The sequence below is a fragment of the Affinirhizobium lemnae genome, from assembly GCF_022968395.1.
GTDB lineage: Bacteria > Pseudomonadota > Alphaproteobacteria > Rhizobiales > Rhizobiaceae > Neorhizobium > Neorhizobium lemnae.
In genome coordinates, this window is sequence record NZ_JALJQZ010000001.1 from 97279 (window position 1) to 110281 (window position 13003).

A 13003-nucleotide genomic window follows, 5' to 3' on the forward strand; every position below is an offset into this window, starting at 1 on the left:
TTTGTCCCTTATCGCGCACCTGCCCCCCGGCGTGCGCGCCTAATCACTCTTGATGATTGGCTACATAAGATTTTCCGCCGCAAGGCAAGTGTTAACTGCCGCGCGGCATGAAAATCAGCGGGGAAGATGCGTTCTCATCATGAATTGATGCGTTTCTTGAGGGATGCCACAATCTTCTTGGCGAGCGCTTCATAATCCTCGTCGAAGTGATGACCGCCTGCAATGCCAATGGTTTCGATGCCACGCGAGGCAAGAGCCTTGCAGGCATCTTCGTCATCCTCCGTGCCATAGACGCACTGAACCTTCTTGGGATCAATCTTCTCAAGGTCAACCGTCGGGTTTCCGCCCTCGCCACTGCCTGATGCCCCAAGCCAGCCTGAAACGGAGATTTCGAATTCCGCTGAATTGGAAAGGGCAAGCAGGCTCAGCATGACTACACGGCTGCGGTCTGCTTCAGGAAGCTGGTTGTAGGTCGAAGGCAAAAGATCTGCCCCGAAGGAATATCCAATCAAGAGGACGTTCTGAACCCCCCACTGCTTCCGATAGGCGCGGATAATCCGGCTCAGGTCCGCAGCGGTAGAGGCCGCATCCTTCTTGCTCCAGAAGTAACGCAGAGAATCAAGGCCAACGACTGGAATTCCATCTTCCTGAAGGGCATCGCCAAGATCGGCGTCGATGTCGCGCCATCCGCCGTCTCCTGATATGATGATGGCCATCGTATTGAGTGTCGGTTTCGTATCGAGGATCGTGAGCGGCAATCCGAGCGGAGAATTATCCTGGCTTGCTGCATCGATCCGGTCCGAAAGCGCCTGGATCAAAGTCTCTTGTGCAGATCGGTCGGATTGCTCGATATCGATATCCGGTTGTTCTTTCTTCAGCGACTGCGCATGGGCCGTCCCGTCTGCTGTCGCCGATTTGGTGAGGAATATGCTTGTCGGTGCGGGGAGGGCTCCATCCGACATTCCATACTGGATGCCGCCCGCCATGGTTGTCTTCTCCGCTGGCGTGCAGAGAACCTTGGGCAGCGCAATCGCAGAACCCGGATCGACGGCAACGGCCTCACCGATCGTGGCCGGAGGGCTCTGCGACATCATTCCCAGAACATAGGTTGCGCCGGTGCCAATGCCGGCAATGATGGGCGTCTTGTAGCTGCCATTCCCCAGCGAGCGCTGCACCTGCTGTGCCAGCGATTCGATGTCGGAGATCATGTAGATGCAATCTTCCGGATCCTGTCCCAGGGATGTGATGTAGGTCGGAAGATCGATCCCGATGACGATGGCGCCCTTTTCGGTGAGGGCTTCCGCCTGCTTGTCTTCGTCGGCATTCCAGCCATTCTCATCCGACAGCAGAAAGATGCTGGCCTTCACCTCTCCCTGGGGCATCAGAATGTGAGGGGAGGGAATCATACCGGTATCGAACTTGTTGACATCAAACCTTTGTGCCATTGCGGGGACGGCTAGTCCCTGTGCCAAGAGGAAAGTGCCCATGGCAACCGTCTTCAGGATAGATCTCATTTTCCGACCACGCCTCTTACTCCCCCGCTGATGAGCAGCGTAACGTCCATCAGAGCCAGTACGGCTCCCGTGCCCCCAGCCACAGCGAAATAGCGAGGCTCCCAACGGGGATGAAATTTCGATTTGAAAGCCCTCAACCCTTTGAAGTTGTAGAAACGTTCACCGTGTTCAAAAAGCGTACTGCCAATCCGGTCCCAAACCGGAGCGACTTCTCGTCGCGACATGCCAGACAGCGGCGCCATACCAAGATTGAACCACTGATATTCGGCAATTTTCAGATGCTCGATCAAGCTGACAAACAAAAAGTCCATGGCGCCTCTAGGAGCCTCGGGCGCGAACCGCATGAGATCGACGCTCGCTTCCGATTTCGTCTGGGTGAGAAATACGGTCGCAAAGGCTATGATCTTGTCGTTCATGCGAATGATGGCGACGGGCATTGAGGAGACGTAGTCCTCGTCAAACGCACCGAGAGAGAAGCCCTTTTCGCGCGTTTGATGGTGCGACAGCCAGGAGTCCGAAACGGCTCTCAGCTCCGGCATGAGTGCGGCCACACCCTCGACCTCGACGATTGAGAATTCCATGCCCTCGCGCTTGCCTTTGTTCAGAGCCTGTCTGAGGCCCGCAAGCCGACCTCCCTTGAGGTCAAAGGCGGACATGTTGACTAATGCCATCTCACCGAGCTTGAAAGCGCGCAGACCCGCATCGGCGCAAAAGGAAAGCAGAGTTGGCGATACCTGATAAAGAACAGCCCGTCCGCCCGCATCGCGTGCGCGCTCAACGAAACGCCAGATCATTTCGGCGGTTTCTTCCTTGTCTCCAACCGGGTCACCCAAGGCTATCCAAGATCGGCCCTGGATGCCGTACATGATGAAGCTGCGCCCGCTCTCCGAGAACATCACGTGCTTGTCGCCCATGCGCACAAGGTTCGCATCGGCACTGTCCTGTGCCTGAACAATGCTGACCGCCTTGCTGATTTCGTCCGCGGTGACTTCGTCCGGCCTGTCGAATGCGGGTCGCAGAAGGCTGAAAATGGCAATTGCACCGGAAAGGATACTGACGCCGAGAAGCGCGCGCAGACCACGCGGCGCCTCGCTGAAGAATTCGAACTGCCACCATAGCTGGTTGCTGTAATCCACGTCTCGATAAACGAAGAACAGAATTGTCGTCGCACCGGCCAGAATGATGCCGAGCGTCACGATCCAGGGCGTACTCAGAACCTGATTGAATAGTGATGCGGGCCGCGTAAAGCGCTTTCCGTTCAGAAGCATTGCGATGATGAAGATCGCGAGAAATGTTGCTTCTCCTAAGGCCAGAGCCCGGACGAAGGAGAACAGGAAGGCGATCGTTCCCGCCACCAGCGCGACCCACCAGGCGCCATCCAGCCTCTGCGCAAGTCCACGGGATGTGATGACGAGGGCGAGGCCCAGCAAGCTCGAGATGAAGTGCGCGGCCTCTACCACCGGTAGAGGAACCAGTTTCTTCAGGAATTCCAGATCCGAATCGGGGGTCGGCGTGACGCTGGAGAAGATCAGCATCGTGCCCAGGAGCAGGGCGAATGCCGACAGAAGAGGCGGCGATAGTCGGGCGGCCACATTGCCGATTTCTCCCGCTACGGGATGCTTCGCGAATGCGCGAGCCTCCGAGAAGACGACCATCACGATTGCGATCGTCAACGGCAGGACGTGATAGACCATTCGATAGAGGACAAGACTCCCCAACAACTGATCTAGGCTGATGGAGCTTCCAAGTGCTCCAATGATGACCGCCTCGAAAACACCGAGACCCGCCGGCACGTGGCTGAGAACGCCAAGACCAACCGCCGTGGAGTAGATCGCAAAGAAGGATGGCCAGCCGATAGTGGTTGGCGGCAACAACACATAGAGCGCAGAGGCGGATACCGCGAGATCGAAAGCCGTGATCAGGAATTGTCGCGATGAGGTCAGAGTATCGGGCAGACGAAGCCTGATGCCGACGATTTGAACGCGGCGACCATTTCGTCCGACAAACAAGAGTGACGCCAGCATCAGCAGAACAATCACGGCTCCTACACGGACATACACAGGGTCGAAGCCCAAGATTGCCGACAGGCGAGGTGCGGTGACCAATGCGGTCAGCGAACTGACCGCCAGCAATCCAAGGCCGAATGCAAAGGTCACAAAGGCAATGACCCGCGCCACATCCTCTGGTGTCAGCCCGAGCCTGCTGTAGGATCTGAAGCGAATTGCGCCGCCGCTCAAAGCCCCGAAGCCAGCTGTGTTACCGATCGCATAGGCTGTGAACGCTGTCGCAGCCACGGGCGCGATCCGCAGTTTCCTGCCGATGTATTCCAGTGCATTGAGGTCGTAATAGATCAGAGAGACGAAACTGAGTGCCGTGAAGACTGCTGCAAGCAGGATGTCCGACCAGGCCGTGTCTGCCAGCGCATCAACGACTTCGTCATAGCGAACTTCATTTGTCAGTTTGTAGACAGCGACGGCCATCATCGCGAAGACGATGAGCATGGCCAACCAGGTGAGATAGAACCGGAAACGCGCAAAGAAGGCGGTTATTCGGCTGCCTTGTGGTGTAGTGGGATTGTGTATGTCCTGGCTTTCCATCGGTATACCTGGCAATGCGTTTCTTGATCACAGCAGCGCTTGTCGCACACGGACGGAGCCTGAACCTCCGAACCCAGGTTTCGAGACTGAAACCTCAGCCTTGTGCAAATTAGAGCTTCTTTAACTACATTCCTCTCGCGTCAATTTGGTCAAAAGTGCGGCGCTGGACACAGCGCGCAGCCTTTGCGCCGGATCGATCTATCAGGCACAGATTGAGATTGTACGAAGACATGTCTCCATTCCGCTGCCCTTATCCGCCCCGGCTACGCATTTGTATGAATTAATCAGTTAAAATACGAGTAAACTGTTCCAATTGGTGTAGATCACTGCAGCCAGAATCCAAGACATTATCATTGATTGTCGCCAAAGCCCGTTGCACGGTAATCGCGAGGAACCTTGGAAAACTATTATATTCGGTAAGGCGCAACAGTTTTTATCTCGCCTCTTCATCGACTTGGCACCAAAGCCTTACGGCGTAGGCTATTTCAGCACTTTGGAAAAGCTTTGAAGGCTCTCGGCTATTAACCTTCAGGCAAGGAATTAACCATACAACTAGTTCTACAAGGCGAAGTGTGATGGGCCTATACCCGCTCCTTCCTGGCATGATGCCGCGCCGACGTACCGGTTTTGGTCCGGTATCCTTTTCATCAAGCAGTGATTTTCACCAGGACCCTCTGGCAACCGCCGCGAGCCTAACCCGGTTCGTGGCCCATGAAAATCAGCGATCGGATGGAACCTGGAAGTCTGTATCCTTTTTCAAGAAGGGCAGAAAATGTTTTTAACCTCTGTATGCAGAGGGTTCGGTAACAATTTTCGCTGATCCTCTTTGGACGGCAGTTGGGGACGGGCTTTGGCTCAGGAAACGGCAACGGATCAGGCAAGGAAGGCACAAGCAGGCAGCTTGCGCGAACGGCTTGCCTTTGCCGGCCTGGATGCAGAAAGCTGCGAGCTTCTGCGCCGGTTCCGTCCGACGCTGGAAGGATGCCTGAAGCAAGGCCTTCGCGATTTCCTGCAACGCCTGCAGTCCTCGCCGGATGCGATGCGTCATTTCGAGAGCGATCTGCAGCTGGAAAGATTGCATGACCTGCAGGCTTCCCACTGGAGCGTTCTGACGGATGCACGTTTCGATGCGCTCTATGCGGAGCGGGTGAAGGTGCTTTCCGATGCCGAGGGACGGATGGGTCTGGATCCTCGCTGGCATATTGCCGGGCACGGCGTGATGCTGGAGGCTCTGATTGGCGGTCTGCTCGAACAGGTCGTCGGAAAGTCCTTACTTTCCGCCGCCCGTAGGCGCGAGAAAGAAATCACTGACGCCGTTCAGGCGGTTATCCGCGTCGTGATGGTCGATGTCGAGATTGCAGTATCGCTCCGGATCAATGAAATCCGCCAGAAGCACCAACGTGCCCTGGCAAACCAGAGGGAACGCGACCAGGCACAGGCAAACGATTTGTTCGGACCTGTTGCAACCGCGCTTGCAAACAAGGATCTGACCATCCGGGTCGTTGAAGATCGTCCTGAAATCTATGCCGAGCTTTCCTCGCTGTTGGATCAGGCACAGGATGCCATGTGCAGCTCGCTAAAATTGGCCTCCGACAAGCTGCTCCGGGCCGAAACGCTTGCCGGATCAATTGCTGGCCAGACGCTCGAAATCGCGACAGAGGTTGATGCGCAGGCTGGGGCGCTCTCTGCAGCGTTTAAGGAAATCTCGCATCTGACACAGAAGGTGCGCGACAGCGCTGCTGAGTCAGCGGTGGCGGAAAAGGCGACGTCCGAGGCACGCCGCGCGGCCGAAGAAAGCGGCAAGGTTGTCGGGCGGGCGATCAATGCCATGTCGGATATCGAGCAGTCGGCGGAAAAGATCGGGCAAATTATTGGCGTGATCGATGAGATTGCGTTCCAGACGAACCTTCTTGCGCTGAATGCCGGCATAGAAGCGGCTCGCGCCGGAGATTCTGGCCGAGGCTTTGCCGTGGTGGCTCAGGAAGTTCGGGCTCTTGCGCAGCGTTCCGCTGATGCGGCCCGTGAAATCAAGCAGCTCGTGAGCGGTACTAAATCTCAGGTCGAGGCGGGCGTGAAGATGGTGCACCAGACGCAGAATGCGATTGGTGGTCTCGTCCAGCAGGTTTCCGGAATCAACGAAACGGTTTCCGGTCTTGCTCGTGCAACAGACGAACAGGTTCGCGCGCTTGAGAAGATGAGCCTTGATGTCGAGGTGCTGGATCAGCGTCTGGCCCGCAGCGCCGAGCGTGCCCGCGCTCTGGGCCAGGAAGGCGATGAACTCAAGACGGTCATCGTGGAACTGGGGCGGACGGTGCGGGAGTTCCGGATTGAACGCAGTTCGGACAAGAGCCGCATCTGGGAAGCCAGAAAAACTGTACCGACGACGGAAGAGATGATCGATGAGACCGAGATTTCTTCGGGCGGAATGATGGCATTCCTGTCGTCCCAGGCAATCGGATTGACAGGTTGAAAGGAGACCGGCGCAGGCCGGACAATAGAATTTCAGCGCGAAATCGCGCTCCGCAAGAAGTTTCGAGAGACGAGGGTCCTGGAATGGCAGTTAATAACAAATCGGCCGAGACGCTTAAGCTGGCAAAGGTTCTGGACCTCAATGAGGCGTCCAATCTGCACGGTACATTGATCTCCCTACGCGGCAAAGATGTCGCAATCGACGCATCCGGCGTCGAACGTGTCGGTGTTCAATGTGTACAGGTCCTGCTGGCTGCGGCCAATGCCTGGGAAAGAGATAGCAAGAGCCTCGTCATCGACAAGGTTTCCGATGCTTTTCGCAAGACCATGCAACTCATCGGCATCAACATAGATCACCTGCTCGCGAAGGAGATTCGGCAGTGAAAAAGAAAGTACTTACCGTGGATGACTCGCGGACGATCCGGAACATGCTTCTGGTGACTCTGAACAATGCGGGCTTCGAAACCATTCAGGCCGAAGACGGTGTGGAAGGCCTTGAAGTCCTTGAAGAATGCAATCCAGACGTCATCGTCACCGATATCAACATGCCCCGTCTGGATGGCTTCGGCTTCATCGAGGGTGTGCGCCGGAACGAACGTTATCGTGCGGTGCCGATCCTGGTGCTGACCACGGAAAGTGACGCGGAAAAGAAGAACCGTGCACGACAGGCCGGAGCGACCGGCTGGATCGTCAAGCCTTTTGATCCCGCGAAATTGATTGATGCGATTGAGCGTGTAACCGCCTGAACCGGGAATTCCTGCGATGGATATGAACGAAATCAAAGAGATCTTCTTCCAGGAGTGCGAGGAGCAGCTCGCCGAACTGGAATCTGGTCTTCTCAAGCTGAATGATGGCGACCGAGACCCGGAAACGGTAAATGCCGTCTTCCGCGCGGTTCACTCGATCAAGGGTGGTGCAGGCGCGTTTGGCCTTGATGACCTGGTTTCGTTCGCACACGTGTTTGAAACGACGCTCGATTGCGTTCGTTCGAACAAGCTCGAACCATCGCAGGATGTCTTGAAAGTCATGCTGAAGTCAGCCGATGTGCTGGCAGACCTTGTGACCGCCGCCCGCGATGGCGGTGGTGTGGACGAGGGACGAAGCAGGGGTCTTGTCAAGGAACTTGAAGCCCTGGCTCGAGGCGAACTGCCAAGCGGCGGCGCTTCGGATGCACCCAAGCCGCAGGCAAAACCTGCCCCGGCCCCGGCAGCAGTGGCTCCGACCGCGGCGCCCGCCCCAACAGATGACAGCGGCTTCCAGCCCATCCCATTCACATTCGACGAATTCGGGGATGAAGAGGCGACAATCGCGCCGTCCTCGTTCGAGGTGATCTTCAAGCCGCGGCGCGAGTTGTACAGCAAGGGCAACGAAGCAGCCCTTCTTCTGCGTGATCTCTCCCGCGTTGGTGAGATGAGCATCAACTGCGATATCGACAGCCTTCCCCTCTTCGAAAAGATGGATCCTGAAGCCGCCTATTTCAGCTGGACCATCAACGTAAAGACCACGAAATCCGAGCAGGATATCCGTTCTGTCTTCGAATTCGCGGAATGGGATTGCGATCTCGACGTCAGGCTTGCCGAAAGCACGGACGAAGACCTGCCGATGATCCCGGTACCGTTCGATCTCGATTTTCTCAATGACGATAGCGCCGAAGACGAGTCTGCCGTCGAAAATCACTCCTCCGAGCAGGCAGCTGCTGTCGCAGCCGCCGAAACGGCAAGCAATGTCAGCAAGTTGGCTGCCGCTGCCGCCCGCGTGGAGAAAAAAGAAAGCCAGTCCGCTGCAGCCGCAGCTGCCGCCGCAGCAAGCGCCAATGCCGCGAACGCTGCCGCAGGTGCCGGACAGACGATCCGCGTTGATCTCGATCGTGTCGATCGCCTGATCAACCTCGTCGGCGAGCTTGTCATCAACCAAGCCATGCTTTCCCAGAGCGTCATCGAAAACGATACGACGGGAACATCGTCCATCAACATGGGACTGGAAGAGCTTCAGCAGCTTACGCGCGAGATCCAGGATTCGGTTATGGCGATCCGCGCACAGCCGGTGAAGCCGGTCTTCCAGCGCATGTCCCGTATCGTTCGCGAAGTCGCCGATATGGTCGGAAAGTCCATCCGCCTTATCACCGAAGGTGAAAACACCGAAGTCGACAAGACCGTTATCGACAAGCTGGCCGAGCCGCTGACTCACATGATCCGTAACGCAGTCGATCATGGTATTGAGACACCCGAAAAGCGTGAAGCAGCGGGCAAGAACCCAGAAGGCACGGTCAAGCTGACTGCAAAACACCGGTCCGGCCGCATCCTGATCGAACTGCAGGACGACGGCGCAGGTATCAATCGCGAGCGCGTTCGCCAGAAGGCTATCGACAACGATCTCATTCCGGCAGATGCCAATCTGACTGACGAAGAAATCGACAACCTGATTTTTATGCCCGGCTTCTCCACCGCCGACAAGATCTCAGACATTTCCGGCCGCGGTGTCGGTATGGACGTGGTCAAGCGGTCCATTCAGGCTCTCGGTGGGCGCATTTCCATCAGCTCACGGCCAGGTCAGGGTTCGACCTTTACCATGAGCTTGCCGCTTACCCTCGCTGTTCTGGATGGCATGGTCGTCACCGTGGCAGGACAGACGCTCGTCGTGCCTCTAACGGCCATTGTAGAGACGCTCCAGCCGGAAGCGGCTTCAATTCATTCCTTCGGTGCGAACCAGCGTCTGATCTCGATCCGCAACTCCTTCTGCCCGTTGGTGGATGTGGGCCGGATCCTGAACTTCCGTTCGATGCAGGCAAACCCTGTTGAAGGCGTCGCTCTTCTGGTGGAGTCCGAAGGCGGAGGCCAGCGGGCACTGATGGTGGATGCGATCCAGGGTCAACGCCAGGTCGTCATCAAGTCCCTTGAAGCAAACTACACCCATGTTCCGGGCATCGCCGCCGCCACCATTCTGGGTGACGGACGCGTGGCGCTCATTCTCGACGTTGATGCAGTGGTGGCGGCTTCCCGCGGCCAGTCGCTGCGCGGCGATGGTGCCCTGAAGTCTGATATGTCTTTGGCAGCAACGGGTTAAGTGTATGTCGTACGCCGTGAAAAATCTTGTTCAAGGTAACCGGGAGCTGATCGCTTTCCGCATCGGCGATCAGGAATTTTGCGTTAATATCATGTCGGTGCGGGAAATCCGCGGGTGGACGAAAGCAACGTCCCTTCCACATTCCCCGTCTTACGTCATGGGTGTTATCAATCTGCGTGGCGCTGTCCTGCCGATCGTCGATCTCTCGGCGCGGCTGGGCATGCGCAGGGCAGAGCCGACCCCTCGTCATGTCATTATTGTCGCCCAGGTAAAAAGCCGCGTGGTGGGCATGCTGGTCGAGGCGGTTTCGGACATCCTGACAGTAACGGACGAGAACATCCAACCGGTGCCTGAGGTCTCGTCCGATCTCGAAAAGCAGTATGCCAGAGGCATCCTGGCGATCGACAAGCGAATGATCTGTCTTATCGAACTCGATGCCCTTTTCCCTGATACTGAAAGCGAAGCTGCATGAGAGCCACTGGTCTCAGCGATAGCCGGCAATCGCCGGATGAAGTTCTGGCAAGCGGAGAATATCCGCTGACACGCCGGGACTTGTCCGACATCGCGGCCATGATTTATGCGGATGCAGGAATCTTCCTGAACGACACGAAGGCCTCGCTCGTCTATTCGCGTCTGTCCAAGCACATCCGGAATCTCGGCCTGAGCGGCTTTCCGGAGTACTGTGCGCTTGTGGCTTCACCGGAGGGAGCGCCGGTTAGGCGCGAAATGCTGTCGCATCTGACAACGAACTTCACCCGGTTCTTCCGCGAAAACCATCATTTCGAACACCTTCGTGACGAAGTGCTTCCCGGCTTGATTGCTCGTGCGAAAAGCGGCGGCCGTGTCCGCATATGGTCGGCAGCATCATCTGACGGCCAGGAGCCGTATTCGATCGCTCTGACAGTGATGTCGCTCCTACCGAATGCGGCCGACTACGATTTTCGAATTCTGGCAACCGATATCGACCCGAAGATTCTGGCATTGGCCCGCGCCGGTGCCTACGATGAAAACTCACTGGAAACTGTTACGCCTGCCATGCGCAAGCAGTATTTCCGTGAAGTCACCATTGATGGCCGACGCAAATTCCAGATCGACGACAAGGTCAAGAAACTCATTACCTATAATGAATTGAACCTGATGGCGCAGTGGCCATTCAAGGGGCAGTTCGATGTGATCTTCTGCCGGAACGTCGTGATCTATTTCGATGAGCCAACCCAGATGAAAATCTGGTCGCGCTTCTCCGAACTCCTGCCCGTTGGCGGCCATCTTTACATCGGACATTCAGAGCGTGTGACGGGAGATGCAAAAAATCTCTTCGATAACATTGGAATAACCACCTACCGCTACACTGGCAAAAGCGGGGGTAGAAAAGGATGAGCATGCCAGCAAGAGTTCTTGTCGTTGACGATAGTCCCACGATGCGCGGTCTCATCACGGCCGTGCTGAACAAGGACCCGGACGTAAGCGTCATCGGTCAGGCTGGTGATGCGCATGAGGCACGCGCTGCAATCAAGCAACTGAATCCGGACGTCGTGACGCTGGATATCGAGATGCCCAACATGAATGGGCTGGAGTTTCTTGAAAAGATAATGCGTCTGCGTCCGATGCCTGTGATCATGGTATCGACCATGACCCATCAGGGTGCGAATGCAACGCTGGCGGCGCTGGAAATCGGGGCTTTCGATTGTGTCTCCAAACCGGTACCCGGAGACGTCCGTCCGTTTGGCGATCTGGCCGAAAAGGTCAAGGCAGCGGCTCGCTCCAATCGCGGGCGGGTGCAGACCATGGCAGCACCTCCCGTGTCTCCGGCTGCAGAGTACAGGGTAGGGCGCAAGATCGTAGCAATAGGTTCGTCGACTGGTGGGGTCGAGGCGCTGATCACGGTGTTGCAAAAATTCCCGCAAAATTGCCCGCCGACGGTAATAACGCAGCATATGCCGCCGACGTTTACCAAAAGTTTTGCAGAACGGCTTAATCGTATCTGTGCCCCTGTTGTGCAGGAAGCTACCGACGGTGCGAGATTGGAGATCGGCAAGATCTATCTGGCTCCCGGTGGTGACCGGCATTTGCAGGTCGTCAATCCGTCAGCCCCGAGCTGTCGTCTCGTCGAACGCGAACCGGTCAATGGCCATAGGCCTTCGGTGGATGTTCTCTTCGATTCGGTAGCTGAGCTGGCGGGGCGTAATGCCGTTGGCGTCATCCTCACCGGAATGGGAAGGGATGGAGCTTCTGGCCTGCTCAAGATGCGCAATGCTGGCGCACGCACTCTTGGGCAGAACGAGAGAACCTGTGTCGTTTACGGCATGCCTCGTGTTGCGCACGACATCGGTGCCGTTGAGCAGCAATTGCCGCTCGGCGCTATCGGTGAGGAAATTCTGAAATTAACTGCTGCCCGAAAAGAAGGTACCGAATAAATGTCTCTCGCTGAAAAAATCAAAGTTCTGATCGTCGATGATCAGGTAACGAGCCGTTTGCTTCTCAGCGACGCCCTGACACAGCTTGGCTTCAAGCAGATCACTGCAGCCGGCGATGGCGAGCAAGGCATGAAGATCATGTCCGAGCAGCCACACCATCTCGTCATTTCGGATTTCAACATGCCGAAGATGGATGGTCTTGGTCTGCTGCAGGCCGTGCGGACCAACCCAAACACCAAGAAGGCGGCATTCATAATTCTGACCGCGCAGGGCGACCGCGCGCTGGTCCAGAAGGCTGCCCAGCTGGGTGCCAATAACGTACTCGCAAAGCCATTTACAATCGAAAAAATGAAAGCTGCCATCGAGGCGGTATTCGGAGCCCTTAAATGAACCAACTGGCCGCAGCCAAGCGGATGAATATCATCCAAGGCGAATTCAAAGTGACGGATGACCCCAACGCCGTAATCACGACGATCCTGGGTTCTTGCGTGGCTGCGTGCCTCAGGGACCCCGTGGCCGGAGTAGGGGGAATGAATCACTTTCTTCTTCCAGGAAACGGTCCGGGAGGCATGTCCGGGGGGGATATGTCTCGCTACGGCGTTCATCTCATGGAGTTGTTGATCAACGGCATCCTGAAGCGCGGCGGGCGGCGCGACAGGCTGGAAGCCAAGATCTTTGGTGGTGCCAAGACGATAGCGAGCTTCTCCAACGTCGGAGAGCAGAATGCGACCTTCGCTACACAATTCCTGCGCGATGAAGGCATAGCGATCGTGGGGTCGTCAACAGGCGGAGAATTCGGGCGTAAGCTCGAGTACTGGCCTGTCAGCGGTCGCGCTCGAACCTACCCTCTGACCGGCGCGGAAACACAGAAAACCGTGGCCCAGGAACAGCGCCCAGCGCGCCCCGCAAAGCCAGTGGAAAGTTCAATCGAATTCTTCTGATCGGA

General features: G+C 56.6%; 11 protein-coding genes. 9 read left to right on the top strand and 2 right to left on the bottom strand.

The genetic code is table 11. The features are described 5' to 3' along the window. Window positions 1–137 precede the first annotated feature (137 nt). Window positions 138–1514 (bottom strand): virulence factor family protein, encoded by a 1377-nt coding sequence (locus MUU53_RS00470; RefSeq protein ID WP_247259099.1) that lies wholly within the window; start codon window positions 1512–1514, stop codon window positions 138–140. Then, window positions 1511–4111, bottom strand: a complete 2601-nt coding sequence (gene mprF / locus MUU53_RS00475) for a bifunctional lysylphosphatidylglycerol flippase/synthetase MprF (RefSeq protein WP_247259100.1) — start codon at window positions 4109–4111, stop codon at window positions 1511–1513. Before mprF ends, MUU53_RS00470 begins: the two co-directional genes overlap by 4 nt. Before the next feature lie 850 nt (window positions 4112–4961). On the opposite strand from mprF, the gene MUU53_RS00480 reads away from it, so the two are divergent. From MUU53_RS00480 to cheD, 9 genes are all read left to right on the top strand, one after another. Further along, a complete protein-coding gene (locus tag MUU53_RS00480) occupies window positions 4962–6581 on the top strand; it encodes a globin-coupled sensor protein (RefSeq protein WP_247259101.1) in 1620 nt (539 codons plus the stop codon). Between the two features lie 83 nt (window positions 6582–6664). Further along, entirely contained in the window at window positions 6665–6964 is a 300-nt protein-coding gene (locus MUU53_RS00485; RefSeq protein WP_247259102.1) for an STAS domain-containing protein, read from the top strand. Then, window positions 6961–7326 (top strand): chemotaxis response regulator CheY1, encoded by a 366-nt coding sequence (gene cheY1 / locus MUU53_RS00490; protein WP_062555331.1) that lies wholly within the window; start codon window positions 6961–6963, stop codon window positions 7324–7326. The genes MUU53_RS00485 and cheY1 overlap by 4 nt, the downstream gene beginning before the upstream one ends. Before the next feature lie 16 nt (window positions 7327–7342). Next, the gene (locus MUU53_RS00495; RefSeq protein WP_247259103.1) at window positions 7343–9643 is read left to right on the top strand and encodes a chemotaxis protein CheA; all 2301 of its coding nucleotides are present in this window, start codon (window positions 7343–7345) and stop codon (window positions 9641–9643) included. Window positions 9644–9647: 4 nt separating this feature from the next. Further along, entirely contained in the window at window positions 9648–10115 is a 468-nt protein-coding gene (locus tag MUU53_RS00500) for a chemotaxis protein CheW (RefSeq protein ID WP_247259104.1), read from the top strand. Continuing rightward, entirely contained in the window at window positions 10112–11020 is a 909-nt protein-coding gene (gene cheR, locus MUU53_RS00505; protein WP_247259105.1) for a protein-glutamate O-methyltransferase, read from the top strand. Before MUU53_RS00500 ends, cheR begins: the two co-directional genes overlap by 4 nt. Next, window positions 11017–12057 (top strand): protein-glutamate O-methylesterase CheB, encoded by a 1041-nt coding sequence (cheB, locus tag MUU53_RS00510; protein WP_247259106.1) that lies wholly within the window; start codon window positions 11017–11019, stop codon window positions 12055–12057. The genes cheR and cheB overlap by 4 nt, the downstream gene beginning before the upstream one ends. Next, entirely contained in the window at window positions 12058–12447 is a 390-nt protein-coding gene (locus MUU53_RS00515; RefSeq protein WP_137135722.1) for a response regulator, read from the top strand. Next, window positions 12444–12998, top strand: a complete 555-nt coding sequence (gene cheD / locus MUU53_RS00520) for a chemoreceptor glutamine deamidase CheD (protein ID WP_247259107.1) — start codon at window positions 12444–12446, stop codon at window positions 12996–12998. Before MUU53_RS00515 ends, cheD begins: the two co-directional genes overlap by 4 nt. Window positions 12999–13003: the final 5 nt, after the last annotated feature.

What these genes read in the sequence shown, in the direction of transcription:
- cheD (WP_247259107.1), top strand. Translation starts at nt 12,444, where the DNA reads ATGAACCAACTGGCCGCAGCCAAGCGGATGAATATCATCCAAGGCGAA.
- MUU53_RS00485 (WP_247259102.1), top strand. Translation starts at nt 6,665, where the DNA reads ATGGCAGTTAATAACAAATCGGCCGAGACGCTTAAGCTGGCAAAGGTT.
- mprF (WP_247259100.1), bottom strand. Translation starts at nt 4,111, where the DNA reads ATGGAAAGCCAGGACATACACAATCCCACTACACCACAAGGCAGCCGA.
- cheB (WP_247259106.1), top strand. Translation starts at nt 11,017, where the DNA reads ATGAGCATGCCAGCAAGAGTTCTTGTCGTTGACGATAGTCCCACGATG.
- MUU53_RS00515 (WP_137135722.1), top strand. Translation starts at nt 12,058, where the DNA reads ATGTCTCTCGCTGAAAAAATCAAAGTTCTGATCGTCGATGATCAGGTA.
- cheR (WP_247259105.1), top strand. Translation starts at nt 10,112, where the DNA reads ATGAGAGCCACTGGTCTCAGCGATAGCCGGCAATCGCCGGATGAAGTT.
- MUU53_RS00500 (WP_247259104.1), top strand. Translation starts at nt 9,648, where the DNA reads ATGTCGTACGCCGTGAAAAATCTTGTTCAAGGTAACCGGGAGCTGATC.
- MUU53_RS00495 (WP_247259103.1), top strand. Translation starts at nt 7,343, where the DNA reads ATGGATATGAACGAAATCAAAGAGATCTTCTTCCAGGAGTGCGAGGAG.
- MUU53_RS00470 (WP_247259099.1), bottom strand. Translation starts at nt 1,514, where the DNA reads ATGAGATCTATCCTGAAGACGGTTGCCATGGGCACTTTCCTCTTGGCA.